This window comes from Amycolatopsis sp. CA-128772 (assembly GCF_002904295.1).
Taxonomy (GTDB): domain Bacteria; phylum Actinomycetota; class Actinomycetes; order Mycobacteriales; family Pseudonocardiaceae; genus Amycolatopsis.
Map to the genome: position 1 here is coordinate 160,710 of NZ_PPHG01000080.1, position 24,135 is coordinate 184,844.

A 24,135-nucleotide genomic window follows, 5' to 3' on the forward strand; every position below is an offset into this window, starting at 1 on the left:
CGGACTCAACTACTTTGCAGTCCTAAGCATTCCATCCCGGGGACACCGGCCCCAGCGAATTTCCCGGGGCCGGTGGCGCAAGATGGACAGGATGAGCGACTGGATCCGGCCGATCGGCCAGGGGTGGGTGGTCCGCGACGCGGTTCCGGGCCCCGACGTCGACGAGTTCGCCGAGCCCGACCGCGTGATCGCCGCGCTGGCCGCGCCCGGTGCCGCCGACAGCCTGCTGGCCGTGCAGCACCCCGCGCGGACCCCCGCGGCGCTGGCCCGCGGGCTCGGCCTGACCGCCGCCGTCCCCATCGCCCGTGCCGTGCTCGAACGGCTCCGCAAGCGCTACTACCGGCCGGTCCGCGACGTCGTCGCGCCCTACCGGATCGAGGGGCCCGACGGCGTCGCGCTCGGCCTGCTCTGCCTGGTCGACCCGGCGGCGGTGACCGCCGACGGCGCCGCGCGCGTCCGCCACACCGAGGACGTCTACCCCGACGTCGTCGCCGAACGGGCCGCCGTGCTCGCCGGGCTCGGCTGCGCGACCAGCGCCGCGCTGCTCGTCCCGGCCGCCGGTGGCCCGGAGCTGACCGAACAGGTCGAGCAGGCGTGCGCCGCGCTCGGCCTGCCCGATCTGTCCACTTCGGACGCGGCCGGCCGGCGGCACGACCTGTGGGTGGTGCCGGAGGGGCCGCTGCAGAGCCGGCTGCTGGCCGCGGTCGCGGACGCCGACCTGCTCGTCGCCGACGGCAACCACCGCGTGGCCGCCGCCGCGGCCGCCGGGCACGGCGCGCTGCTGGCCCTGGTCACGGCCGGGCCCGCGCTGCGGATCGGCGCGATCCACCGCGTCCTCACCGGCACCGGCCTCGGCCCGGAGGACCTGGTGTCGCGCTGGTCCGCGGCCGGTCTGGACGTCCGGTACGACGACCACGCGGTCCCCGTCACCGGCGAGGCCGTCGTGCGCGCCGGCTCGGCGGTGCTGCGAGTGCCGCTGCCGGCCCCGGACCGGCCCGAGCCGGTGATCGACCACGAGCTCGTCGAGCAGGTCCTCTTCGCCCGCGCGCTCGGCATCGACCCGGACGGGCCGTGCGTCCGCCCGCTCCCGGCCGGGCGCCCGCTGCCGCCGGACGCGGACGCGGTGGTGCTGCTGGCCCCGGTCGGCTACGGCGACGTCCTGGCCGTGCACGCGGCGGGCCGCCGGATGCCGCGCAAGGCCACCTACTTCACGCCGAAGCCGCGCAGCGGGCTGGTGCTGGCGGAGCTTCGGCGTCCACCCCTCAAGCTCCCGTGACGCCGTCGATGGCTTCCCGGAGGAAGTCCGCGTGGCCGTTGTGGCGAGCGTACTCGTGGATCATGTGCAGCATCACCAGCCGCAGGGAGACGTCCTCGCCCCAGCGTGGCTGGTGGCCCGTGACGTCCAGGGACTCGGCCGCTTCTTCGATCTTGCGCGAGTGCGCGACCTCGGCCTCCCACGCTTCGAACGCCTCGGAACGCGTCGACGAGCTCGCGTCGTAAGCGGCCTGGAAGTCGCCTTCGGGTGACCACCGCAGCGGGATGTCCTCGGCGTTGATGACCCGCCGGAACCAGGTGCGCTCGACCTCGGCCATGTGCCGGACCAGGCCCAGCAACGACAGTGTCGACGGCGGGCTCGAGGCCCGGCGGAGGTCCTCGTCGGACAGTCCGTCGCACTTCATCGCGAGGGTGGCGCGGTGGAAGTCGAGGAAGGTGCGCAGCATTTCGCGCTCGCCCCCGGTCAGGGGCGGTGCGGGGCGTTCGGTGGTCACGAGGGAGTGTGTATCACGCCCGGCTGGGTCTTTCGCCGAGGAAGTGTCGTACCCGTGTTTTAAGCTCGCGCGGTGGACTTGCCCGTCATGCCGCCGGTGCGGCCGATGCTCGCGAAAGCGGTGCACGAAATGCCTCGTGCCCCGGGGCTGCTCTACGAGCCCAAGTGGGATGGCTTCCGGTGCATCGTGTTCCGCGACGGCGACGAGATCGAGCTCGGCTCGCGCAACGACCGCCCGCTGACCCGGTACTTCCCGGAGCTGGTGGAGCTGCTGGCCGCCGCGCTGCCGCCCCGCTGCGTCGTGGACGGCGAGATCGTGCTGGTCACGCCGGCCGGGCTCGACTTCGAGGTGCTGCAGCTGCGGCTGCACCCGGCGGCCTCGCGGGTGCGCAAGCTCGCCGAGGAGACGCCGGCCAGCTTCATCGCCTTCGACCTGCTCGCCCTCGACGACACCGACCTCACCGAGGAGCCGTTCCGCGAGCGGCGCAAGCAGCTCGAAAGCGTGCTCGCCACGAACGCCGATGGGCTGCAGCGCGTCCACCTCACGCCGCTGAGCGAGGACCCGGCGCAGGCCGAGGACTGGTTCACCCGGTTCGAGGGCGCGGGTTTCGACGGCGTCATGGCCAAGCCGGCCGACCTGCCGTACGAGCAGGACAAACGGGTCATGCTGAAGGTCAAGCACGAGCGCACGGCCGACTGCGTCGTCACCGGGTTCCGCTGGCACAAGGACGGCGCCGGGGTCGGTTCGCTGCTGCTCGGGCTGTTCGACGAGCAGGGCGTCCTGCACCACGTCGGGGTGGCCAGCAGCTTCACCAAGGCGCGGCGGGCCGAGCTGGTCGAGGAGCTGGCGCCGCTGCGGGAGAACGCGCTCGAAAACCACCCGTGGCGGTCCTGGGCCGAGTACGAGCCCGAGCCGGGGCGGCAGCCGGGCGTCAACAGCCGGTGGGCGCCGCAGAAGGACCTTTCGTGGGAGCCGCTGCGCCCGGAGCGGGTGGCGGAGGTCCGCTACGAGCACCTGCAGGGCGGCCGGTTCCGGCACGGCGGGCGGCTGGTCCGGTTCCGGCCCGACCGCACGCCGGAGTCGTGCACGTACGCCCAGCTCGACGAGGCGCCGCCCGCCGAGCTCGCGAAACTGTTCGGGGAGGCGCGGTGAGCGAGGCGGTACTGCTCGACGTCGACGGCGTCGAGGTCAAGGTCAGCAGCCCGGGCAAGGTCTACTTCCCGGAGCGCGGGGAGACGAAGCTCGACCTCGTCGAGTACTACCGGGCCGTCTCGGGGCCGCTGCTGGACCGGCTCGGTGGTCGTCCGCTGCTGCTCGAGCGCTACCCGGACGGCGCCGGCGGCAAGAACTGGTACCAGAAACGCGTTCCCAAGGGCGCGCCGCCGTGGCTGACCACCACGGTCGTCTCGACGCCGAACGGCACGACGAGCGACGCGCTGGTGGCGAAGGACCTGGCCCACATCCTCTGGGCGGTGAACCTCGGCTGCCTCGGCTTCCACGTCTGGCCGTACCGCGCGGACACCCCCGAGGTCACCGACGAACTGCGCGTGGACCTCGACCCGTCGCCCGGGATCGGCTTCGACGAGCTGCGCGAAGCCGCGGTGCTGACCCGGGAGTTCCTGGCCGAGCACGGCATCGAAAGCCAGCTGAAGACGTCGGGTTCGCGTGGGCTGCACCTGTACGTGCTGCTCGAGCCGCGCTGGGACGGCTTCCAGGTGCGGGCCGCCGCGGTCGCGCTGGCCCGTGCCCTCGAACGCCGGCACCCGGAGAAGATCACCGCGCAGTGGTGGAAGGAAGAGCGCGGGTCGCGCGTGTTCGTCGACTTCAACCAGAACGCCCCGCACAAGACGGTGTTCGGGACGTGGTGCGTGCGCCCGCGCGTCGGCGGCCAGGTCTCGACGCCGATCGGCTGGGACGAGCTGGACACCGTCGAGCCGGACCGGCTCACGCTGACCACGGTCCCGGCGCGCCTCGCTGAGCGCGGCGACCCGTGGGCCGGGGCGGGGAAGCGGCCGCAGTCGATCGAGCCGTTGCTGGCGATGTCCGAACGGGACATGGCGGACGGCCTGATGGACGCGCCGTGGCCACCGGTGTACCCGAAGATGCCCAACGAACCGCCGCGGGTCGCCCCGAGCCGCGCGAAGAAGGCGTGATCAGGGCGGCCCGAGGCGGGGGTGGAGCTGCGTCCACGCTGTGAGCGCCACCAGCGCGGTCAGCCCGAACACGGCCGCGGAGCCGAGGCCCGCGGCGGCCGCCCCGGCCAGCGGTGAGGCCACGGTCTGGCCGACGCCGAGCCCGGCGAACGACCAGGTGATGCCGTGGGCGGGCCGCTCGGGGGACAGGCGGGCCGCCCAGAGGATGCACAGCCCGGTCAGCGCCATGTAGGTGCAGCCGAAGAGCGCGCTGGAGAGCAGGGCGAGGGGCACGCCCGGATCGGGCAGCGCCAGGAGGGCGATGCCCGCCGCCGCCAGCGTCCACGTCACCAGGTTGACCGGCCGCAGGCCCGCGCGCCCGGCCGCGCGCCCGGCCAGGCCGCCGAGCAGGCCGGCCACGCCGATCGTGGCCCAGCACCAGGTCGCGGCGACCGGGCTCAGCCCGGTTCCGGCGAGCCGCGAGCTGGAAAACGTCCAGTACGGCGCGCTCGTCACGCCGATGAGGACGGAGTTCGCCACCAGCGGCGCCATCCCGCGGACGGGACCGGAGGCCGCGGGGACGCGGGGCGAGCGCGGCACCAGCCGCCAGGCGGCCACGGTCACCACCACACCCAGGGCGGCGAACGCCGACCAGATCACCGGCCAGCCCAGCGCGAGCAGGGGAGTGAACGCCGACGCGGCCAGCCCGAGGCCGGTGCCGGTGTTGGCCCACGTCTGCGCCCGCGCGCGGGAGCGCGCCGCGACCGTCTCGCCGATCAGCTGGGCCACGCCGGGCGAGACGAGGCCCGCGCCGGCCCCCGCCACGACGATCCCCGCGCCGAACACCGTGACCTGCGGCGCGAGGGCCATCAGCCCCAGTCCGAGCGTCGCCGACGCCGCCGCCAGCAGCACGGTGCCGCGCGCCGACCGCGCCGACGTCCGGGGCGCGAGCAACAGCCCCAGGCCGTAGCCCGCGGTGGACAGCCCGCCGAGCACGCCGACACCGACCGGCGTGAGCCCGAACGTCTCGCTGAACCGCGGCACGAACGGCCCGTACGCGTAGCGCGCGAACCCGTAGCAGAGGGCGATCACGACCGCGCCGGTCGCGGCCGTGGTCCACCACCGGTCCGTCTTCATACCCATCAGCGAACAGACAGGTCTGTCTGTTGTCAAATGATGCTAAGATATATGCAGGTGGAAGCCATACCGAACTGTTCGGAGGGAGTGTCGTGGGCCGGACTCGTCCCGGGGACGCGGGCGCGAAGGTGCTCAAGGCCGCGTCGGCGCTGTTCTACCGCGACGGCATCCACGCCGTGGGCGTCGACACCGTGGCGGCCGAAGCCGGCGTGACGAAGGCCGCCCTCTACGGCAACTTCGGCTCCAAGAGCGGGCTCGTCGTCGCGTACCTGCGGGACCGCGACCGGCAGTGGCAGGAGGAGATCGACCGGATCACCGCCGCGCACCCCGAACCGCGGGAGCGGGTGCTGGCCGTGTTCGACGCCTACGAAGCCTGGCTTTCGCGCGACGGCTACCGCGGCTGCGCCTTCCTCAACGCGACCTCGGAGTTCCCCGATCCCGCCGACCCGGTCCGCGAGGTGGTCCGCCACCACAAGACCGCGCTGCACGGCTACCTGCGCGCGCAGCTGCGGCGCGGCGATCCCGAACGCGCCGACGTCCGCGCCGACGAGCTGATGCTCCTGCTGGAGGGTGCCGCGGTCACGTCGGTGGTCGCCCAGGGCGCTCAGCCGTTCGAAACGGCGAAGCGGCTCGCGCGGACGTTGACCGCCTAGACCGGCAGGTCGAGGGCGAGCTGACCGCGGTCCTCGCCGACGCCGGACAGCGTCGCGACGCACGCCGGGCACGGCGTGAGCTCGGCCGTGGTCAGGTCGACCGGCCTCCAGCTGCGGGATTCGCGCTCGCCGCAGGCCGAACGCCGGTAGCGCAGGTCGCCGGAGCGGGTCATCAGGTGGGCCAGGGGGACGTCTTCGGGCAGCACGCCGACCAGGTACCAGCGTGGTGCGTTCACCGCGGTGGTCGTCATGGCCGACAGTCTCCGTCGGGGGCGTCCCGGCGGGGCCGCATTTGCCGGTCTTCGGCGTGGCGACCGGGATGGCGGCCCGGGGTGGCGGCGCGGTCAGGCCTCGTCGGGCAGGTAGCGGAGGATGTGCAGCAGGCCGCGCTCGTCGACGGTGTCCGGGTCCTCGGCCAGGCAGGCGCCCAGGTCGGCGAGGACGGCGTCGGTGTCCAGCCCGGCGCCGATCAGCACCAGCTCGGTCCGCCGGGGCGCGCCCGGCGGCCAGGCCGACCGCTCGAGCTGCACGAACCCGCCGACGGTGTGCAGGTGGAAGCGGGCTTTCGGGCCCGTGGGGCCGAAGTCCGCCTGCCCCTTCATCCGGTAGAGCCCGGCCGGCCGCCGTTCGAGGAACTCGACGAAGGCGCGTGGCGCGAGCGGAGTACCGGCGGTGAAGGTGACCGTCTCGTACCCGGCGTGCAGGTGCTGCGCGTGGTCGTGCTCGTCGCGCAGGTCGTCGAACGACAGCTGACCGACCCGCTCGCCGCGGGGTTCAGGGTCGAAGAACAGCCGCGGGTCGACCCGGCCGTGCGCGGTGACCAGCAGCGGACGGCCGGGCGCCAGCTCTTCGACGGTGGCGGTGAGCTTCGCGAGCGCTTCCGCGCTCACCCGGTCGGCCTTGTTCAGCACGACGAGGTCGGCCAGCCGCAGGTGGTCGGCCAGCTCGGGGTGGCGCTCGCGCGCGGCCTCGAACTCGGCGGCGTCGACGACCTCGGCCAGCCCGCCGTAGCGGATGTCCGGGTTTTCGCTGGCGATCATCAGCCGGATGAGGTCGCGCGGCTCGGCGATGCCGCTGGCTTCGACGACGATGACGTCGATGCCGGCCTCCGCACGGGACAGCTTCGCGAGCATCGCGTCCAGCCCGCTCGCGTCGACCGCGCAACAGAGGCAGCCGTTGCCGAGCGAGACCATCGTGTCGACCTGGCCGGCGACGGCGAGCGCGTCGACGTTCACCTGGCCGAAGTCGTTGACCACCACGCCGACCCGGGCGCCCTCGCGGTTGGCGAGCAGGTGGTTGAGCAGCGTCGTCTTGCCCGCGCCGAGGAACCCGGCGACGAGGACCACGGGGATGCGCCTGGCGCTCACGAAACCGTCCCTCCTCTGCCGATCACCGCGACTCTAACACCGGCCCGCGCCGCCCATACACGGGTGACCGGCGCCGGTGAAGGCCGTTCGTCGAATGTCCACGAAAATACGCAGACGGCCACCGGGAAAGGATCACGCGGGTTTCGCCGCCCGCCGTGATCGATTGACGGGAAATGCGCAGTGCCATGTCCGGATGACGCTTGGTAGCAGTTATTTGTTCGGTCCTTTCGCTGGCCGGACCGGAATTCGGGGACGGCCGGGACGGCGTTCCCGACCGGCGGATCCGGGCTCGCGAAACGTGGGGTATCCTCCCCGGCCTGGCCGGAGTCCCCAGGGCAGTGCGGACTTCCGGCCGGCACTGTCGACGACGACCTTCGGAGGAACGGTGGATCTTTTCGTCGGGATGCAGATCGTGATTTCGGAGAGTGGGGAAGCGCGGTGACGGTTACGCCCGAGCGGGTGACGCCCCCGCTGCCGCTTTACCCGCAGCGCGTCTCGGGGGAGCAGAGCGTCGATTCCGCGGAAGCGGAAGAATTCCTGGACCGGATGTTCGCCGAAGGGGCCGCGGAAGAGGGCGAGCGGTTCGAGACGCGGCTGGCCCGGGTCCGCGCGGAAATCCTGGAAACCGGCACCTACCGGCACACCCCGGCCGAGCTGGCGTACGGCGCGCGTGTCGCGTGGCGCAACTCGGCGCGCTGCATCGGCCGGCTGTACTGGCGCAGCCTCCGGATCCGCGACCGGCGCCGGGTGACCGATCCTGCCGCGATCGCCGGCGAGTGCGTCGCGCACCTGCGCCAGGCCACCCGCGGCGGCCGGATCCGCCCGACGGTCACCGTCTTCGCGCCGGACACGCCGGGCAAACCGGGGCCGCGTATCCACAACGAGCAGCTCATCCGCTACGCCGGGTACCGCCTCGACGACGGCTCGGTCCTCGGCGACCCGCGGTACGCCGCATTTACCGAGCAGGTGCGACGACTCGGCTGGCGGCCGCCGGAACGAGGGGGATCCTTCGACGTCCTGCCGCTGCTCGTGGAGGCCGAGCCGGGCGAGCCGCGGCTGTTCACGCTGCCGCCGGACGCCGTCCTGGAGGTCCCGCTGACCCACCCCGACCACCGCTGGTTCGCCGGGCTCGGGCTGCGCTGGCACGCCGTGCCGGCGATCAGCACCATGCCGCTGGAGATCGGCGGCGTCACCTACCCCGCCGCGCCGTTCAACGGCTGGTACCTCGGCACCGAGATCGGCGCCCGGAACCTGGCCGACGAGCAGCGCTACGACCTGCTGCCGGTCGTCGCCGAGCTGATGGGCCTGGACACCGCGTCCGAGCGGACGCTGTGGCGCGACCGGGCGCTGGTGGAGCTGACCCTGGCGGTGCAGCACTCCTTCGACGCGGCCGGCGTCACCCTGGCCGACCACCACACCGAGTCGCACCGGTTCCTGTCCCACCTGGAACGGGAGGAGCGGGCCGGCCGCCGGTGCCCGGCCGACTGGAGCTGGATCGTGCCGCCGGTGTCCGGCGGGCAGACGGCGGTGTTCCACCGCTACTACGACGAGCCCGACCCCGCGGAGCGTCCGGCGTTCCTGCCGCCGGGATGAGAAACGGAGAGTAGCGTGCGAGCGCCCGTTCGGCGGATCGTGTGCAACCCACGGGGCAAACCGGCCCCGGAAGCCCGACAATGGGCGCATGACCGCAGTCCTCGTCGCCTACGCCGGGCGTCACGGCGGAACCCGGCAGATCGCCGAGGTGATCGCCGCCGAACTCGGCGCGGCGGGCCTGTCCGTCGACGTGCGCGACGCCGCCGACGTGGCCGGAGTGGAGGGCTACGCCGCGGTCGTCGTCGGCAGCGCCCTGTACTACCACCGGTGGCGGCCGGAGGCCGTCCGGTTGCTGGAGCGCAACGCCCGGGCGCTCGCCGAGCGTCCGGTGTGGCTGTTCCACAGCGGACCGTGCGGCCCCGGCGCGGCCTCGCACCAGGTCAGCCTGCCGTCGAACGTGGCGCTGCTGGCCGCGCGCATCGACGCGGAGCGCACCGCCACCTTCGGCGGCAAGCTCGACCCGGCGACCGTGCGCGGCCTGATCCCGCGGCTGCTGGCGTCCGGCCGGCGGGCCGGCGACTTCCGCGACTGGGACCGGATCAAGGCCTGGGCCCGGGACGTCGGCCGCCGGGTCCGCACCCGCGTCGCGCTCTGACACCTTGCCCGCCCGGGGTGGTGGGTGCTAAACCGTGCCTGAGGTCTTCCGGTGGGAAACCGACGGAACGGGGCGAACGTGACGGATCCGCGACCAGGGAAAGCGCTTACCTCCGACCAGCGCAACGCGTTCCTCGCGGCGCTGCTCGGCTGGAGCATGGACTCGTTCGACTACTTCCTCGTCGTCTTCGTCCTGGCGGACATCGCGAAGGACAAGTCGTTCGGCGCCACGGCCACCCAGCTGGCGTTCATCACGACGGCGACGCTGGTGATGCGCCCGGTCGGCGCTCTCCTGTTCGGCCTGTGGGCCGACCGCGTGGGCCGCCGGATCCCGCTGATGGTGGACGTCCTGCTGTATTCGGTGGCCGGCCTGCTGTGCGCGTTCGCCCCGAACTTCACGGTGCTGCTCCTGCTGCGGTTCGTCTACGGCGTCGGCATGGGCGGCGAGTGGGGCCTCGGCGCGGCGCTGGCGATGGAGAAGATCCCGGTGGCCCGCCGCGGGTTCTTCTCGGGCCTGCTGCAGGTGGGTTATTCGATCGGCTACCTGCTGGCGGCGCTGGCGTACCTGCTGTTCCACTCGGGCCTCGGCCTGCAGTGGCGCTGGATCTTCGTGCTGAGCATCTTCCCGGCCCTGATCAGCCTCCTGATCCGGGCCCGCGTCCGCGAGTCGGAGGTGTGGGAGGCGGCGCGCGAGAAGCTGCGGGTGACGCGGACATCGGTGAAGGACATCCTCCTGAGCCCGAAGGTGATCCGCCGCTTCGGGTACCTGATCCTGCTGATGACGGCGTTCAACTGGATGAGCCACGGAACCCAGGACGTGTACCCGGGTTTCCTGAAGGCCCACGAAAACGGCGGCGCGGGCCTGACCGCGGCGACGAGCACGTGGATAGCGGTGCTGTACAACATCGGAGCGATCATCGGGGGTTTGACGTTCGGAACGCTGTCGGAGAGATTGGGCCGCCGCCGGACAATCGTGACGGCGGCCGTGCTGGGCCTGCCGGTGATCCCGATCTTCGCGTTCGACCACGGCGCGGGAATGCTGGCCCTGGGCTCGTTCCTGATGCAGATCATGGTCCAGGGGGCGTGGGGAGTGATCCCGGCGCACCTGACGGAGATGTCCCCGGACGCGATCCGCGGGTTCTACCCGGGGGTGACTTACCAGCTGGGAAACCTGCTGGCGGCGTTGAACCTGCCGATCCAGCAGGCGATCGCGGAGTCCCACGGGTACACGTCGGCTCTGGTGTGGACGGTGGTCCCGGGGCTGATCGCGGTGGCGGTGCTGACGGCGATCGGGAAGGAGGCGAAGGGAATCCGGTTCGGCGAGTCGGCGGTGGCTACGGCGCCGGCGGATTCGAAGTGAGCGGTGCTACGGCAGGTCGCTAATCTCGCCGGAGTCCTCTTGACCGGCGAACCAAGGGAGTAATGCTGCGTCGACTGCTTCCTTATCGACATTCGCCGAATTTCTCAGACCGTGGTATGTCGCGAAAACCACGGAGGCTTCGCGTGTCTCGATCGCGTGGTGGGCCAGGCCGTTCAGCTGCTCGGAATCCAGCTTCTCACCCGCCGCCCAGGTGACTGCCGTGATCGTTCCCTGTTCACCGTTGACGATGGCGAACAGACCGAGGTGGTAGAGGTCTGCCGATCGGTCTACGTCGGCGAGGGTCACCACCGTCGCAAGGGTTGCCTCCACGTCCCCGTCGGTGATGGCGCGGCGCGCGAGGTCTGAAAGGTCGTCGAAGCGACCTGCGAGGGAAAGGGCGACCGAAGCGCCGAGCATGATCCCCTGGTGGCCGGACCGCGCGCCGTTCCAGAAGATGTCCACTACTTCCTGATAGCGGCCCAGCTTGCTGATGGGGAAGGCGACCAGCCTGACTGCCGCCTCGTCCCCGGCTTCGGAAGCGCGGCGGAAGCACCGCTCGGCGACGTCGAACCGGCCTGCGTCGTAGGCGGCTGTACCGATCGCCGTGACACCTCGGTCAGAACTCAACGAGAACAAGGCGTCCCATGTGCGATCGGGGACCGGAGAGCCGCCCAGCGGGCTGCCGCCGTCCTGCGTCCGGTCGACCAGGTAGTCCGAAGCCAGGTATGTCCCGTCGGCCCGCGGCTGAAGGCACGAGCTGGCTCCCAGCACCGGTCGGGCCGCCCAATCCAACCCTTCGGCAATCGAGGGGAGATCGGGCCGCTCGCACCACAGCGCAGGGAGGTAATCGCGGTACAGCTGAGCCAGTGTGGTTGCCGGGACGGCCTCGGCGTACCCTGCCCGCCGGCAGTCGACCGCCGCGCTGATCAGCGCTTGGCCCACGTAGAACAGCGGGTCGTCACCGACAGACCACCGTTCCAGCATTGGAGTGCCCGCGGCGAGGTATTCCGCAAAGCCCTCGGAGGCCGCGAGCGCGCGGTCGATGCGAGGATCACCCGCCTGTGCGGTCTTCGCCCGCTCCTGCTCGGTGTCCGTCAGGCGCTGATCGATCGCGATCAAGTGGCTCGGCGGGATGCTCGCGATCAGATCGGCCGCAGCCCTGTTGATCGCCCCCTCCGCGCGGAAGGCAGCGAGTTCGTGGTCGCGGATCGTGGCGACTGCGCACACCGAGGGCGCCAGCCGCTGGAGCAACTCCACATCGAGTCCACCGGAGACGAGGAAGCGCTCGAGGTCGTCGAGCCAGATCACGGTGTCCGTGAGGCCGGACTCGGCGATCTGCCGCAACGCCGGGCCGTCGACGGGCACCAGCAGATCATGGCCCGGCCGCAATCGCCGCACCGCCTCGGCCGCCGCGCGGCTTTTGCCCGCGGCGGCGCGGCCGTGCAACAGCACGAGACCGCCGCAGGCGATCGCCCACTCCAGGTCCTCGTCGCGGTCGCGGGGTACATACCGGGGAAGGGCCTGGCCGTCCGACGTACCCACCGCCCGCTTCACCCGCAGGGCCAGCAACGGGACATCGGCCACTTTCGGCAGCCGATCGCCGTCGAGGTGCAAAGCCCGGCCCACGTGGACACTGCGCGAGACCACCGGTTCCGGACGCTGCCTCCGCAGATCGAAGAGCGAAAAACCCACCGCCACGAGCGCAGCGACCCAACTCAGACCCTCGAGCGTCTTCCGAACCGGCCCACCATCCGCCACCAGCCAGCTCAACCAGCCGAGCCGCAGCGCCACCACAAGCACGACCGGAACCACAACGAGCAAGCCACGGCGAACCCAGCGGGACTTCACGGCGTCACAAGCGCCGCTTCATAAGCGAAAATCGTCAACTGCACCCGGTTCGAAACATCCAGCTTCGCAAAAGCTCGCGTGATATGCGTCTTCACCGTGGCTTCGCTCAAAAAGAACTCCCCGGCGATTTCCGCATTGGGCTTCCCCTGAGCCACAGCCGTGACGATCTCCCGCTCCCGCTCGCTCAGCAACCCCAGCTTCACCTGCGCCCGAGCCCGCCGCGGGTTCACCCTCCCCGCCACGAACTGGCCGATCAGCTGCTTCGTCATCCGGGGCGACAACATCGCGTCGCCGTTCGCCACCACCCGGACGCCTTCGATGATCTCCTGCGGTGAGCCCTCCTTCAGCAGGAACCCGCTCGCGCCCGCCGCCAAGGCCTCGAACACGTACTCGTCCAGGTCGAACGTCGTCAGGATCAGGACCTTCGGCGGGCGGGGCTGGGCCAGGACCGCCGCCGTGGCCACCAGGCCGTTCATGCGGCGCATGCGGATGTCCATGATCACCACGTCCGGTGCGTGGCGCGCCACCTGGTGGACCGCTTCGTCGCCGTCGCCGGCTTCGGCCACCACCTGGAGGTCCTGGGTGCTGCCCAGGATCATGGACAGCCCGGTGCGGACCAGCGGGTCGTCGTCGACGAGCAGTACGCGCACGCTCACCCGCCCATGCTAGGGCGCCGGGGCCACCCACGGCAGCCAGGCCCGCAGCGCGAACGTCCGCTCGTCCACCGGGCCCGCCGACAGCGTGCCGCCGAGCAGGGAAATGCGCTCGTTGACGCCGGTGAGGCCGGTGCCCGAACCCGGTGACGGCACCGGGTGGGGCGGCCGCGGGTTGGCGACCTCGAGCGACAGCCCCGCGCCCGGGCCGCCGCGGACCAGGACCTCCGCCGGTGCCCCCGGTGCGTGCCGCAGCACGTTCGTCAATGCCTCCTGGAGGATCCGGTACGCCGCCGTGCCGAGCGGGGCCGGGGCCGCCGATGCCTGATCGAGCAGGATCGTCACGTTGACCGCCAGGCCGGCCCGGCGCGCGCCGGTGACCAGGTCGGGGATGTCCGCCAGGGTCGGCTGGGGCGGCTCGGCCGGGCCGCCCGGGGGACGGTCGGCGAACCCGGTGCTGCGCAGCACGCCGATCACCTGACGCAGGTCGTCGAGCGACTGCCGGGCCGTCGTCCGCACCGTCTTGGCCGCCTCCGCCGCGTCCGGCGTCGTCGCGGCGGTGACCTCCAACGCACCCGCCTGCAGCGAAAGCAGCGACAGCCGGTGCCCGAGGACGTCGTGCATCTCACGGGCGATCCGCGCCTGCTCCTCCCGGCGCGCCATCCGGTCGCGCAGGGCCTCCTGCTCGGCGACCCGGCGGCGCGTCTCGGCGAGGCTGTGCCGGACGATCCCGGTGGTGAGCGGGACCGCGGTGAACAGCAGCGCGGTCAGCAGCACCCCGGCGATCCCGGCCGCGGTGGTCTCGGTCGAGAGCCACGCCTGGGCGATCGACAGCTCCGGGTGCCGGCCCGCGTCGCGCCAGACCGCGAGCCCGGTCGCCGCGAACACCAGCGTCGCCGCGCTCCAGCGCCACCACCCGACAAACCGCGCGGTGAGCGCGGCGAGGGCGATCAGCGCGGCCATCGAGTCGCCGGGCAGCAGCAGCGGCGGGACCAGCGCGAGGGCGGTGACGAGCAGCGGCCAGCGGTGCCGCCAGACCAGCATCACGGCGACGCCGATGCCGGCGGACCAGCCGAGCATCCCCAGCACCGTGGTGTTCGTGGCGTCGCTGCCCGGCACCGAGCTGTCCAGTGCGACGTTGACCGTGCTGCTCAGCACGCCCGCCGCCACGGCCAGCACGGTGTAGAGCACGCGAAGCACGGACCGTCCCATGGGGGAAGCCTACGAGGCGGCACCCACCGGACCATCAGCTGTTCCGCTTGTCCGCCCCGCGGCCGATGACGACTTTCGTCGTACCGGATCGAGGCCCGCGGATGACGCGGGGCACCCCGCGCCGCTGGTTTCCTTCTCGCCGTCAAGCAGAGGTGAAAGGACAACCCCGATGACCGACTACCCCCCGATCCAGCAGTACCCCGCGCCGCAGGCCGCCCCGCCGCGCAACGGCCTGGGCACGGCCGGCTTCGTCCTCGGCCTCGTCGGGCTGGTGGTCTCGCCGATCCCGCTGGCCGGCGTGGTCGCGTGGCCGCTCGCGGTGCTCGGCCTGATCCTGTCGGCGGTCGGCCTGGCCCGGGTGCGGTCCGGGAAGGCGACGAACAAGGGCCTCACCATCGCCGGCGTCGTCGTGTCGTTGCTCGCCCTGGTCGTCAGCGTCCTGTGGGCGGTGGTGATCGGCAAGGCGATCAGCGACGTCAACGAGCAGGCGACCCAGCACCACACCATCGTCTACCAGGTGAGTGGGGACGCGAAGGCGGTCGACGTCGCCTACACCACCTTCGACCGGAACACGATCCTGATCAACACCGAGACCTCGGCCCCGCTGCCGTGGACCAAGACCGTCGAAGCCACCGGGTTCCTCGCCGGAGCCCAGTTCACCGCGACCGCCGGGCCGGACGGCGGCTCGGTCACCTGCAAGGTCGTCGTCGACGGCAAGCAGGCCAAGACCGCGACCGCGTCCGGCCCGGCGGCCGTGGCCGGCTGCACCGGCTTCTGACCGCCGCGCCGCCCGGTCGAGGGGGCCGGGCGGCCCGGCGGGGAGTGGGGACCCGGCCCGGGGGCGGGTCCCCACTCCGCTCAGCCGCAGTGCTCGAACTCGCTGTCGTAGGCCTGGCCGCCGGCCGAGCCGCCCCACTTCACGCACTTGTCCGCCGCCGCGGCCTCGACCGGGCCGGCGAAGTAGGAGAACGCCCCCGAGTCCGTCTGCCGTGCCGAGCCCTTGACCTCCAGGTAGGCCGAGGTCGCGGTGGCCGTCCCGGCGGACGCCTTCTTCATGGTGCTGACGCAGTTCCGGCCGTTGGCCGCGTTGTACGACAGGTACACCGTGCCGGCCGCGCCGCCGGTGCCCAGCGGCGCCGAGTCGATCACGCCGTAGCCGCCACCGCAGGCGGGCGCGCCGAGCGCCGTCTCGCTGACCGAGGCGAAGCGGATGGAATCGTTCGCGTGGAACTCCGGGCCCGCTTCGAACAGCACACCGACCGACGCCTGGGAAAGCTGGACCAGGTCGGAGTACGCCGCGTCCTGGCCCCACACGAGCAGGCTGCCGGCGGTGCCGGTCCAGTTGGCGCCCTCGTCGAAGGACGAGTGGATCCGCAGTTCCTTGCGGCGGTCGCAGACCGACGGGGCCGCGAACACGATGCGGTCGTACCGGCCGCCGGCGTCGGTCGCGCTCATCCGCGCCGTCGAGCCCTCGACGACCGGGGTGACGAGATCGGTGGCGAAGGCGAACTTCGAGCTGAAGGTCGCGCCGCCGTCGGAGCTGATCGCGAAAGCGCGGTTGTGCGTCCCGTCGGACAAGCATTTGTCGTCACCGTTGGCATCGTTGCGCGCGGCCGCATAGACCCGGCCGTCCTGCAACTCGGTGACGCTGATCTCCTGCGGGTTCATCAGGTCCGATGTGGACGTGTCGGCCGCGCCGCGGTGCCAGGTGGCGCCCTTGTCGTCGCTGTAGACCAGCGCACCGGTGTTCTTGCCGCCGATCGTGTAGCTCATCCCGGCGACGAGCCGGCCGGCGTGCGCACCACGGGTCAGCACGATCCCGTGCGACGGACCGGTCGCGAGCCAGCCGGGCGCGCTCGCGAACCCGAGCTCCGTCGTCAGCACCTTCGGCGCGGCCCACGTCTTCCCGTTGTCCTCGCTGACGGACACGCGCGGGATCCGGCCGCAGGACGGGTTGGTGAAGCACTGCATCGTCGAGAGCAGCACGATCCGGTTGCTGCCGGGGATGACGATCGGCGCCGGATTGCCCTTCACGTCACCGAAAGCTTCGATGACGGTGCTCAGCGCGCCCCACGTCTTGCCGCCGTCGGCCGAGCGCTTCAGCACCAGGTCGATCTTGCCGAGGTCGTTGCAGAAACTGGCGCCGCCGTTGCGGCCTTCGGCGAAGGCGAGCAGATCGCCGTTGTTCGCCTTGACGATCGTCGGGATGCGGTAACAGTCGTGGCCTTCGGTGTTCTTGGCGAACACCAGGGTGCTGGCCACGTCGGCCTGGGCGGCCGCGGCGCCGATGGCGGCCGGGACGGCGACGGCGGCGCACCCCAGCAGCCCGGCGAGCAGGCCGCGGGCGAGTCGGGTGATCTTCACGGTATGAACTCCCTACGGGTTCCTTCTACGTCTCGCCGGTAGCGTCGACGCGGCCCGTACAAGAGGTGTACAACTTCGCGTATAACGAACTATACCTGTCGCGGAGGCGAATTTCAGGTGAACGCGGCCAGGGTGCCGAACCCGGTCGCCAGCACCAGGAGCGTGGCCAGGAGGCCCAGGAGCAGGGCCCGCCCGCCGCCGCGCAGCAACGCGCCGAGCCGGACGGCGCAGCCCAGGCCGAACAGTGCCCCCGCGAGCAGGAGGGTCGACACGGTTTTGGCGCCGTCGAGCACGAACGCCGGGACGAGCCCGGTGCTGCGGACGGCGACCATCGCGAGGAAGCCGAGCACGAACAGCGGCACGAGCGGGGCGTGCCCGCCGCGGCGGGTGCGTTCGGTGGCGCCGACGAGGGCGACCACCGGGGCGAGCAGGACGACCCGGCTGAGCTTGACCACGACGGCGATCCCGACCGCGGCCGCCCCCGCCGGCCCGGCCGCCGCGACGACCTGGGCGACCTCGTGCACCGAGATCCCCGCCCAGCTGCCGGTCTGCGTCGCGTCGAGACCGAAGGCGCGGGCGAGCAGGGGGAGGACGGCCAGGGTGAGGCTGCCGTAGCAGGTGACGAGGGCGACGGCGGTGGCGACGTCTTCGTCGTCGCGCTCGACCACGCCCTCCACGGCGGCGATCGCGGAGGCGCCGCAGATCGAGAACCCGGTGGCGACCAGCAGGGCGAGGCTGCGCGGCACCCGGACGAGCCGGGCGAGGCCGAGCGTGCCGAGGAAGGTGACCGCGACGGTCAGCACCACGGCGGCGAGCGTGCCGGGGCCCAGCGCGAGCACGGTGGGCACGGCGAGCTGCAGCCCGAGCAGGACGACGCCCGCGCGCAGCAGGCGTTTGGTCAGCCGGGCGACCGCCTGGCTGTGTTCCTCGTCGAGGACGGGCGTGCTGCCGAGGGCCACGCCGAGCACGACCGCGACGGTGAGGGCGCCGACGACCGGCCAGGCCGAGCTGACCGCGTACGCCGCGGCGACGCCGAGCCCGGTGATCGCGAGGCCGGAGGTGTTCGCCGTCGTCAGTGCCATACCTCCAGCGTCGCCCGCCGCGGGCGGGCGCGGTAGCCGGTAGTGCGTGCCCAGGTCATAGACTGAAGCTATGACCGGCCCCGATCTGGACTCGTTGCGCCTGCTGGTGCTCGTCGACGACCTCGGCAGCATCGGCCAGGCCGCCGGCGCGCTCGGCATCGCCCAGCCGTCGGCGAGCAAACGTTTGTCCACTTTGGAGCGTCAGCTAGGACTGTCCCTGGTGGACCGGACGCGCCGCGGCTCGGCGCTGACCCCGGACGGCCGGGTGATCGCGGGCTGGGCCCACCGCGTGCTGGCCGAAGTGGACGGGCTGCGCACCGGCGCGGAAGCGCTGCGCACCCAGCGCGGCGCGCAGCTGCGGGTGGCGGCGAGCATGACGCTGGCCGAGCACTTCGTCCCCGCGTGGATCGGCGAGGTCAAGCGGACCGGGCCGGACACCTACGTCGGGCTCGAGGTGGTGAACTCCGAGCAGGTGGCCGAGCTGGTCGCGCGCGGCCGTGTGGACCTGGGGTTCGTCGAATCGCCGGGGCCGTGGCCGGGCCTGGCGACGCGCCGGGTCGCGGCGGACCGGCTGGTGGTCGTGGTCCCGGCCGGGCACCCGTGGGCCCGGCGCCGCCGCCCGCTCACCGCCGCGGAACTGGCCGCGGCGCCGCTGGTGGTGCGGGAGCCGGGGTCGGGCACGCGGGAGACGGTGGAGGCGGCCCTGCGCCGGGCCGGGGCGGGGCCGGTGCGGCCGCTGCTGGAGCTGGGTTCGGCGTCGGCGGTGCGCAACGCGGTGATCGCGGGAGCCGGGCCGGCGGTGATCAGCGACCTCGACGTCGTCCGCGAAGTGGCCGGGCGGCGGCTGGTTCCGGTGCGGGTCGACGGCGTGGAGCTGGGCCGGGTGCTGCGGGCGGTGTGGCCGGCGGGCCGGCGCCTGACCGGCCCGGCGGCGGAGCTGCTGACGCTGGCGGTGAAGCCGGGCACGGCCTGATCGCGGCCCTCAGGCCACCGGGGCCTTGAGACCCGCCGCCTCCGGGCCGGTCAGGTGCGCCTCCAGCGTCCGGCACACCGCCGCCAGCAGCCGGTTGCGGTCGTTCGCGCGGGTGGCCAGCACCACCTGGCACGGCTCGACATCCGTCAGCGGCACGATCTTCACGTCCGGGCGGAGGCGGCTGAACCGGACGCCGTCCGGGACGATCGCCACCAGCTGGCCCGCGGCGATCAGCTCGAACTTCTCTTCGTACTCCTGGATCAGCGGGCCGTCGGGCGCGCGGCTGCCGTCCGGGCGCGGGTCGATGCGCCAGAACGCGTTCCACTCCGGGTCGTCCAGGCGGGGGAGCGGCTCGTCGGCGATGTCCGCGAGGGTCACCGACTCACGGCCGGCCAGCCGGTGGTCGGCGGCCACGAGCAGCACCCGCTCTTCGTCGTAGAGCACCGTGACGCGCAGCTGGTCGGTCCGCAGCGGCAGCCGCGTCACCGCGACGTCCACCCGGTGCTCCAGCAGCGCCTCGCGGGTTTCGGTCCAGCCGAGGTGCCGGGTCAGCAGCTCGGCCTCGGGGTGGCGGCGGCGCAGTTCGCGCACGGCCGGGGTGACGAACAGGTTGGTCCGGTAGCCGATGGTGATGCGGCTCGGCTTCGCCGCGGCGAGGGTGCTCGCCGCCGCCTGCTCGGCCGACCGCAGCAGCGCCTTGGCGCGGGGCAGGAAGACCTCGCCCGCGTCGGTCAGCCGCGTGCCCTGCGGGGTGCGGTCCGGCAGCCGCGCGCCGAGCTGGCCTTCGAGCCGGCGGATCTGGCGGCTCAGCGACGGCTGGGTCGTGTGCAGTGCCGCCGCGGCGCGCCCGAAGTGCCGGTGCTCGGCTACCGCCGTGAAGTACCGCACGAGACGCAGGTCCAGGTCCGCCATGACCGCAGTCTACCTGCGGTGATGCCCGAAGCGTATTGCGTGATGAAGATCAGGCTTTGGACGCCGGGGCCACGGCGGCCGAACGATGGGAGCACAGCCAACGAGTTTCGAGGAGCAGTAAAATGCGCGTGTTCGTCACCGGTGCGACGGGGTTCGTCGGCAGCGCCGTCGTCCGGGAACTGCGGGACGCGGGCCACGAGGTCCTCGGCCTGGCCCGCTCGGAGGAGAAGGCCGCGGCGCTCGCGGCCACCGGCGCCGAGGTCCGGCTCGGCACCTTGACCGACCTGGACGGCCTCCGCGCGGCGGCCGCCGAGGCGGACGCCGTCGTCCACACCGCCTACGTCCACGACGACTTCGCCGACCTCACCGCGGCGGCCGAGACCGACCGAGCGGCGATCGGCGCGTTCGGCGAGGCGCTCGAGGGATCCGGGAAAGCCCTGGTCGTCACGGCGGCGACCGGCCCGGTCGCGCCGGGCCGGCTGGCCACCGAAGACGACGCGGCCGACCCGGCGTTCCCCCGGGCCGCCTCGGAGGCGGCGGCCTTGGCGCTGGCCGGGCGGGGAGTCCGCGCGTCGGTGCTGCGGCTCCCGCACTCGGTGCACGCCGAGGGCGAGCGCCACGGGTTCGTGCCGGCGTTGATCCGGCTGGCGCGCGAGACGGGTGTCTCGGGCTACCCGGGCGACGGCGCCGGCCGCTGGGCGGCGGTGCACCGGTCCGACGCGGCGCGGCTGTACCGGCTGGCCGCCGAGACGGCGCCGGCGGGCGTGCGGCTGCACGCGGTCGGCGACGAAGGCGTGCCGCTGAAGGTGCTCGCCGAAATCATCGGGCGGCACCTCGACGTGCCGGTGCGGGCCGTGTCCGACGTCCGGGCGCACTTCGGCTGGCTCGCGCACTTCGCCGGGCCGGACGCGCCGGCGTCGAGTGTCCTGACGCAGAAGCTGCTGGGCTGGGTGCCGGAGGGCCCGGGGCTGGTCGCCGACCTGGAGGCGGGGCACTACTTCGCCTGATGCGCCTTGCCGACGATCGAGCGGCGATATATCGTGCGAATGTCGCCGATACGACTAGGAGGGCAGCATGGAGATGAGCGCAGGGGCCGACCGGATCTTCGCCGGGTTCGGCGGGCACTTCGGGCACCACCACCACCACGGACGCCCGGAGCACCCGGTGCCGGAGCACGCGGTGCCGGGGCACGAGGACTGGCACGGCGGTCCGGAACTGGCGCGCGGCGGGCCGCCGGGCGGGTTCCCGCCCCCGCCACCGCATCCGCCGCAGCCACCGGGAATGCCGGGAATGCCGGGGTTCCCGGGCGGCCCGGGTTCGTTCGGCGGCCCCGGCGGCTGGTTCGGCGGCGCGGGACCGTTCCAGCGGGTCCGCGACTTCCGCGGCGGCGGCCGCCCGCCGGCCCGCCCGGTGCGCCCGGCGGTGCTCGCGCTGCTGGCGGAGGAGCCCATGCACGGCTACCAGCTGATGCAGGAGATCCGCCGCCGCACCCACGACCGCTGGCGGCCGAGCCCGGGCTCGGTGTACCCGATCCTGCAGCAGCTGGAGGACGAGGGCCTGGTCCACACGGCGGAGACGGCGGGCCGCCGCGTCGCCGAGCTCACCGACGCGGGCCGCGAGCACGTGGCGGGCCGCGAGGCGGAGTTCGCGGCGCTGTGGGAGGAGCCGGAGGAGGAGCCGGGCGCGGACCGGTTCGCGGCCTTGTGGCACGCGCTGGGGGAGCTGTCGGGGGCGGCGGCGCAGGTGGGGTACAGCGGGACCGAAGCCCAGGTGGCGGAGGTGAAGAAGATCTTGGCGGACGCACGCCGCCGGGTGTATGCGGTTCTCGCTGACGCGGGGCTGGAGGACGAGGACGCTTGAGCGGCGCCGGGGCGGCCGGTGCCAGGGGGCCGGCCGCCCCGCATTGTCCAGATCGTCCACATTGGACAGTGCGGCAAGCGGGTAGGCTGCACCCCATGGAGGCCAAGGACTTCGCCGCCCACCTGACCGCGACCATGACCGGCAGCGCGCTCACCATGCTGATCGGCCTGGGGCACCGCACCGGTCTCCTGGAGGCGGCCGCCCTCGGCCCCGCCACCAGCGCCGAACTTGCCGGACGCGCCGGGCTCCACGAACGCTACGTCCGCGAGTGGCTCGGCGCCATGGTGACCGGCGGGATCTTCACCTACGACGGCGGCCGTTACACCTTCCCCGCCGAGCACGCGCGCTGCTTGCTCGGCGAAACCTCGTCGAACCTGATGCCGTCGCTGCTGACGCTGTCCGCGTTCACCGGCATCCTCCCGGACCTCGAACGCGCCTTCGCCGAAGGGGGCGGCGTCCCGAGGTCGGCCTACGGGCCCCACCTCGAATCCCTCGGCGCGAAAACCGGCGACAGCTGGAAGCACGTCTACCGCGAACACCTGGTGGACGGCTTCTTCGGCGCGGTCCCCGGCCTCACGGACCGGCTCACGGCCGGCGCGCGCGTGCTCGACCTCGGCTGCGGGACCGGGCACGCGATCGCCGTGGCCGCGCGCGCGTTCCCCGCCTCGCGCTTCACCGGGCTGGACATCAACGCGGGCGTCGTCGAGCAGGCGCGGGAGCACGCCCTGCCGAACGCCGAGTTCGCCGTCGGGGACGCCGCCGAACTGACCGCCGACCCGCCCTACGACCTCATCACCGCGTTCGACGCCGTGCACGACCAGGACCGGCCGGACGTCGTGCTGCGGCGGATCCGCGGCGCCCTCGCGCCGGACGGGCTCTTCTTCATGGTGGACACCGACTTCTCCGGTGATGTCGCGAAGAACGTCGGCAACCCCCTGGCCGCGCTCACCTACTCGATCAGCCTGATGTACTGCACGACGACGTCGCTGGCCGAGGGCGGGGCCGCGCTCGGGGCGGTGTGGGGCCGGGAAAAGGCGGTGGAAATGCTGGCGGACGCGGGGTTCCGGCACGTCGACGTGCTGGCGTCCCCGCGTCCGCAGAACTGCATCTACGTCTGCCGGCCGTGACTCACTGCTGGTACGGCGCCGCCGCGGCCTTGGCCGCCGTCACCAGCGCGCCCTTGTTCTTCGGCCAGAACGTGCTGTCCACGCAGGTGTAGCGCGGCAGGAACCCGCCGCAGGTACCGCTCGACCCGCCGACCTCGAACGTCACGCTGGCGACGCCGAGCACGCCGTAGGTGAAGTCGTCGGTGGTGCCGGTCGTGTCGTAGCCGACCGTCTCCTCGTTCGTGCCGACGAGGTAGCCGTTGGACGCCGCGTACTTCGCGCCCAGGCGGCGGTACTGCGCGTCGTTCGGCGAGGTCGCCTGGGTGAAGCCCCACGGGATGATGATGTCGTTGCCGTAGCTGTGCAGCGTGATCATCGTGCCCTTGGCCGTCGACGGCGCCGGGTCGTTGTCGCCGGTGCCGCGCTGGTCCGGGAAGATCGCGCGGGCCAGCTGCTCGAGCGCCCGCACCTCGGGCTCGGACCCGGCGCTCACGCCCTGGTAGGTCTCGGAGCACGCGGAGTTGGAGTCGCCGCCCCACTTGAAGGTCGAGTTCCGGTTGAGGTCGACGCCGATGTTCGTCCCGGTGCAGCTGCCCCGGGAGGTGTTCGCGTTCTTGCGCTGCAGCTTCGGCGAATTGCCGCCCGAGGCGACGATGTCGACGCCGTCGGGGTTGGCGATCGGCACCACCCACACCTCGGTGGTGTCCAAAATGGACTTCGCGGTGGCGTCGGTGGCGTAGCCGTCGGCGAGGTAGTCGATCCAGCGCCAGGCGAGCTCGCCGGTCGACAGCTCGCGCGCGTGGATCTGGGCCATCAGGAAGAACTTCGGCTTCGGCGACGTCGTCGACAGCGTGCAGTCGCCGGCCTGCTTCTTCGTCAGGCAGATGGCCTGGACGTCGTGGCCGCCCTGGCCCTTCGTCTTCTTCCAGGACTGCCCGATCGTGTACTTCGTGGCCAGGTCGGGGTGCGCGGCGGCGACCTGCGTCAGGTGGTTCTCGTGCGCGGTGACGGTCCGGTACCCGCCGTAGAAGGTGTCCGCGGCCAAGGAGTCGGTCCGGGCGGGCAGGTCCTTGTAGACGGTGTCGAAGAACGACGGCCGGAAGCCGAGCGCCCGCAGCTTCCCGGCCACGGCCTGGCCGCCGACGACGTTGACGGTGCCGGCGTCCCCCTCTTCGACGTCGAAGCCGGCCGCGGCCAGCGCCTGCGCCTGGGCGGCGGTGGCCGGGACGCGCCAGAACACCGGCGTGTCGGCCGGCTGCGCGCCGGCCGTGCCGCCGAGCAGGGAGGTGAGCAGGACCCCGGTCGCCACGAGGGCGAGCCGGGACAGGGGCCTTGACGCCATCGGGGGATCTCCTCACGCCGCACGGATGGAGGTCCGGTCGGAACCCGTGGTCACCGTACCGGCACGCACAGTGTGTCGGCCCGGCGCAAAGGGGTCATACCCCCGAAAGTCGCGAAACGCCGGAATGCCGGAGGGCGGCACTTTCCCGTGAAAGTGCCGCCCTCCGGCGGAAGCGTCG

The 24,135-nt window shown here is 72.7% G+C and carries 23 protein-coding genes; 12 read left to right on the plus strand and 11 right to left on the minus strand.

Annotated features, from left to right (window positions below; all coding sequences use genetic code 11):
* The first annotated feature begins 91 nt into the window (after positions 1 to 91).
* Positions 92 to 1,276 carry a DUF1015 family protein gene (locus C2L59_RS33435; protein ID WP_103353530.1) on the plus strand — a complete coding sequence of 395 codons (1,185 nt, stop codon included), beginning with the start codon at positions 92 to 94 and terminating at the stop codon, positions 1,274 to 1,276.
* Here C2L59_RS33435 and C2L59_RS33440 read toward each other — a convergent pair.
* Complete coding sequence (locus tag C2L59_RS33440) at positions 1,263 to 1,769, minus strand: DinB family protein (protein ID WP_103353531.1); 507 nt, start codon at positions 1,767 to 1,769, stop codon at positions 1,263 to 1,265. The genes C2L59_RS33435 and C2L59_RS33440 overlap by 14 nt on opposite strands.
* A 72-nt stretch (positions 1,770 to 1,841) precedes the next feature.
* On the opposite strand from C2L59_RS33440, the gene C2L59_RS33445 reads away from it, so the two are divergent.
* Positions 1,842 to 2,921, plus strand: a complete 1,080-nt coding sequence (locus C2L59_RS33445; protein WP_199199373.1) for an ATP-dependent DNA ligase — start codon at positions 1,842 to 1,844, stop codon at positions 2,919 to 2,921.
* Positions 2,918 to 3,922 (plus strand): non-homologous end-joining DNA ligase, encoded by a 1,005-nt coding sequence (gene ligD, locus C2L59_RS33450; protein ID WP_103353532.1) that lies wholly within the window; start codon positions 2,918 to 2,920, stop codon positions 3,920 to 3,922. The genes C2L59_RS33445 and ligD overlap by 4 nt, the downstream gene beginning before the upstream one ends.
* Here ligD and C2L59_RS33455 read toward each other — a convergent pair whose 3' ends face one another.
* Positions 3,923 to 5,038: an MFS transporter gene (locus C2L59_RS33455; protein ID WP_199199374.1), complete on the minus strand. Its 1,116-nt coding sequence runs from the start codon at positions 5,036 to 5,038 to the stop codon at positions 3,923 to 3,925.
* Between the two features lie 92 nt (positions 5,039 to 5,130).
* Between C2L59_RS33455 and C2L59_RS33460 the strand changes: the two genes are divergently transcribed.
* Positions 5,131 to 5,691, plus strand: coding sequence for a TetR/AcrR family transcriptional regulator (locus C2L59_RS33460; protein WP_103353534.1), 561 nt, complete (start codon positions 5,131 to 5,133; stop codon positions 5,689 to 5,691).
* Here the strand turns inward: C2L59_RS33460 and C2L59_RS33465 are convergent.
* Both C2L59_RS33465 and C2L59_RS33470 read right to left on the minus strand, forming a co-directional pair.
* Entirely contained in the window at positions 5,688 to 5,942 is a 255-nt protein-coding gene (locus tag C2L59_RS33465) for a hypothetical protein (protein ID WP_103353535.1), read from the minus strand. The two genes, C2L59_RS33460 and C2L59_RS33465, sit on opposite strands and share 4 nt — an antisense overlap.
* A gap of 93 nt (positions 5,943 to 6,035) precedes the next feature.
* A complete protein-coding gene (locus C2L59_RS33470) occupies positions 6,036 to 7,058 on the minus strand; it encodes a GTP-binding protein (protein ID WP_103353536.1) in 1,023 nt (340 codons plus the stop codon).
* Between the two features lie 459 nt (positions 7,059 to 7,517).
* On the opposite strand from C2L59_RS33470, the gene C2L59_RS33475 reads away from it, so the two are divergent.
* The 3 genes from C2L59_RS33475 to C2L59_RS33485 all read left to right on the plus strand — a co-directional run bounded on the left by C2L59_RS33475 (position 7,518) and on the right by C2L59_RS33485 (position 10,605).
* Positions 7,518 to 8,651: a nitric oxide synthase oxygenase gene (locus C2L59_RS33475; RefSeq protein ID WP_103353537.1), complete on the plus strand. Its 1,134-nt coding sequence runs from the start codon at positions 7,518 to 7,520 to the stop codon at positions 8,649 to 8,651.
* An 88-nt stretch (positions 8,652 to 8,739) separates the two neighbouring features.
* Positions 8,740 to 9,246: a flavodoxin domain-containing protein gene (locus C2L59_RS33480; protein WP_103353538.1), complete on the plus strand. Its 507-nt coding sequence runs from the start codon at positions 8,740 to 8,742 to the stop codon at positions 9,244 to 9,246.
* Between the two features lie 78 nt (positions 9,247 to 9,324).
* Positions 9,325 to 10,605 (plus strand): MFS transporter, encoded by a 1,281-nt coding sequence (locus C2L59_RS33485; RefSeq protein WP_103353539.1) that lies wholly within the window; start codon positions 9,325 to 9,327, stop codon positions 10,603 to 10,605.
* Between the two features lie 6 nt (positions 10,606 to 10,611).
* Here C2L59_RS33485 and C2L59_RS33490 read toward each other — a convergent pair whose 3' ends face one another.
* Genes C2L59_RS33490 through C2L59_RS33500 form a run of 3 tightly spaced genes read right to left on the minus strand, consistent with a single transcriptional unit; the run spans position 10,612 to position 14,318 of the window.
* Complete coding sequence (locus tag C2L59_RS33490; protein WP_146060461.1) at positions 10,612 to 12,405, minus strand: hypothetical protein; 1,794 nt, start codon at positions 12,403 to 12,405, stop codon at positions 10,612 to 10,614.
* A gap of 44 nt (positions 12,406 to 12,449) precedes the next feature.
* Positions 12,450 to 13,109, minus strand: coding sequence for a response regulator transcription factor (locus C2L59_RS33495; RefSeq protein ID WP_103353541.1), 660 nt, complete (start codon positions 13,107 to 13,109; stop codon positions 12,450 to 12,452).
* Between the two features lie 9 nt (positions 13,110 to 13,118).
* The gene (locus tag C2L59_RS33500) at positions 13,119 to 14,318 is read right to left on the minus strand and encodes a sensor histidine kinase (protein WP_199199375.1); all 1,200 of its coding nucleotides are present in this window, start codon (positions 14,316 to 14,318) and stop codon (positions 13,119 to 13,121) included.
* A gap of 169 nt (positions 14,319 to 14,487) precedes the next feature.
* On the opposite strand from C2L59_RS33500, the gene C2L59_RS33505 reads away from it, so the two are divergent.
* Positions 14,488 to 15,096, plus strand: a complete 609-nt coding sequence (locus C2L59_RS33505; protein WP_103353542.1) for an MmpS family transport accessory protein — start codon at positions 14,488 to 14,490, stop codon at positions 15,094 to 15,096.
* Between the two features lie 80 nt (positions 15,097 to 15,176).
* On the opposite strand, the gene C2L59_RS33510 is transcribed toward C2L59_RS33505, so the two are convergent.
* Together C2L59_RS33510 and C2L59_RS33515 are read right to left on the minus strand one after the other, a co-directional pair.
* Positions 15,177 to 16,682: an exo-alpha-sialidase gene (locus C2L59_RS33510; protein WP_103353543.1), complete on the minus strand. Its 1,506-nt coding sequence runs from the start codon at positions 16,680 to 16,682 to the stop codon at positions 15,177 to 15,179.
* A gap of 113 nt (positions 16,683 to 16,795) precedes the next feature.
* Complete coding sequence (locus C2L59_RS33515; protein ID WP_103353544.1) at positions 16,796 to 17,764, minus strand: YeiH family protein; 969 nt, start codon at positions 17,762 to 17,764, stop codon at positions 16,796 to 16,798.
* 70 nt (positions 17,765 to 17,834) lie between these two features.
* On the opposite strand from C2L59_RS33515, the gene C2L59_RS33520 reads away from it, so the two are divergent.
* Positions 17,835 to 18,737 carry a LysR family transcriptional regulator gene (locus C2L59_RS33520; RefSeq protein WP_103353545.1) on the plus strand — a complete coding sequence of 301 codons (903 nt, stop codon included), beginning with the start codon at positions 17,835 to 17,837 and terminating at the stop codon, positions 18,735 to 18,737.
* A gap of 9 nt (positions 18,738 to 18,746) precedes the next feature.
* Here the strand turns inward: C2L59_RS33520 and C2L59_RS33525 are convergent, their stop codons facing one another.
* Entirely contained in the window at positions 18,747 to 19,649 is a 903-nt protein-coding gene (locus C2L59_RS33525; RefSeq protein ID WP_103353546.1) for a LysR family transcriptional regulator, read from the minus strand.
* A gap of 122 nt (positions 19,650 to 19,771) precedes the next feature.
* Between C2L59_RS33525 and C2L59_RS33530 the strand changes: the two genes are divergently transcribed.
* The 3 genes from C2L59_RS33530 to C2L59_RS33540 all read left to right on the plus strand — a co-directional run bounded on the left by C2L59_RS33530 (position 19,772) and on the right by C2L59_RS33540 (position 22,636).
* Positions 19,772 to 20,656, plus strand: a complete 885-nt coding sequence (locus C2L59_RS33530) for an SDR family oxidoreductase (RefSeq protein WP_103353547.1) — start codon at positions 19,772 to 19,774, stop codon at positions 20,654 to 20,656.
* 67 nt (positions 20,657 to 20,723) lie between these two features.
* Complete coding sequence (locus C2L59_RS33535) at positions 20,724 to 21,509, plus strand: PadR family transcriptional regulator (protein ID WP_103353548.1); 786 nt, start codon at positions 20,724 to 20,726, stop codon at positions 21,507 to 21,509.
* A 95-nt stretch (positions 21,510 to 21,604) separates the two neighbouring features.
* On the plus strand, positions 21,605 to 22,636 hold the full coding sequence (locus C2L59_RS33540) for a trans-aconitate 2-methyltransferase (RefSeq protein WP_103353549.1): 1,032 nt from the start codon (positions 21,605 to 21,607) through the stop codon (positions 22,634 to 22,636).
* A gap of 1 nt (position 22,637) precedes the next feature.
* Here the strand turns inward: C2L59_RS33540 and C2L59_RS33545 are convergent, their stop codons facing one another.
* Positions 22,638 to 23,957 carry a M14 family zinc carboxypeptidase gene (locus C2L59_RS33545; RefSeq protein ID WP_103353550.1) on the minus strand — a complete coding sequence of 440 codons (1,320 nt, stop codon included), beginning with the start codon at positions 23,955 to 23,957 and terminating at the stop codon, positions 22,638 to 22,640.
* Positions 23,958 to 24,135 lie beyond the last annotated feature (178 nt).

Excerpts from the sequence above, each read along its gene's own strand:
- C2L59_RS33435 (WP_103353530.1), top strand. The coding sequence starts at position 92 with ATGAGCGACTGGATCCGGCCGATCGGCCAGGGGTGGGTGGTCCGCGAC.
- C2L59_RS33455 (WP_199199374.1), bottom strand. The coding sequence starts at position 5,038 with ATGAAGACGGACCGGTGGTGGACCACGGCCGCGACCGGCGCGGTCGTG.
- C2L59_RS33465 (WP_103353535.1), bottom strand. The coding sequence starts at position 5,942 with ATGACGACCACCGCGGTGAACGCACCACGCTGGTACCTGGTCGGCGTG.
- C2L59_RS33480 (WP_103353538.1), top strand. The coding sequence starts at position 8,740 with ATGACCGCAGTCCTCGTCGCCTACGCCGGGCGTCACGGCGGAACCCGG.
- C2L59_RS33500 (WP_199199375.1), bottom strand. The coding sequence starts at position 14,318 with ATGGGACGGTCCGTGCTTCGCGTGCTCTACACCGTGCTGGCCGTGGCG.
- C2L59_RS33505 (WP_103353542.1), top strand. The coding sequence starts at position 14,488 with ATGACCGACTACCCCCCGATCCAGCAGTACCCCGCGCCGCAGGCCGCC.
- C2L59_RS33515 (WP_103353544.1), bottom strand. The coding sequence starts at position 17,764 with ATGGCACTGACGACGGCGAACACCTCCGGCCTCGCGATCACCGGGCTC.
- C2L59_RS33520 (WP_103353545.1), top strand. The coding sequence starts at position 17,835 with ATGACCGGCCCCGATCTGGACTCGTTGCGCCTGCTGGTGCTCGTCGAC.
- C2L59_RS33525 (WP_103353546.1), bottom strand. The coding sequence starts at position 19,649 with ATGGCGGACCTGGACCTGCGTCTCGTGCGGTACTTCACGGCGGTAGCC.
- C2L59_RS33530 (WP_103353547.1), top strand. The coding sequence starts at position 19,772 with ATGCGCGTGTTCGTCACCGGTGCGACGGGGTTCGTCGGCAGCGCCGTC.
- C2L59_RS33535 (WP_103353548.1), top strand. The coding sequence starts at position 20,724 with ATGGAGATGAGCGCAGGGGCCGACCGGATCTTCGCCGGGTTCGGCGGG.
- C2L59_RS33540 (WP_103353549.1), top strand. The coding sequence starts at position 21,605 with ATGGAGGCCAAGGACTTCGCCGCCCACCTGACCGCGACCATGACCGGC.
- C2L59_RS33545 (WP_103353550.1), bottom strand. The coding sequence starts at position 23,957 with ATGGCGTCAAGGCCCCTGTCCCGGCTCGCCCTCGTGGCGACCGGGGTC.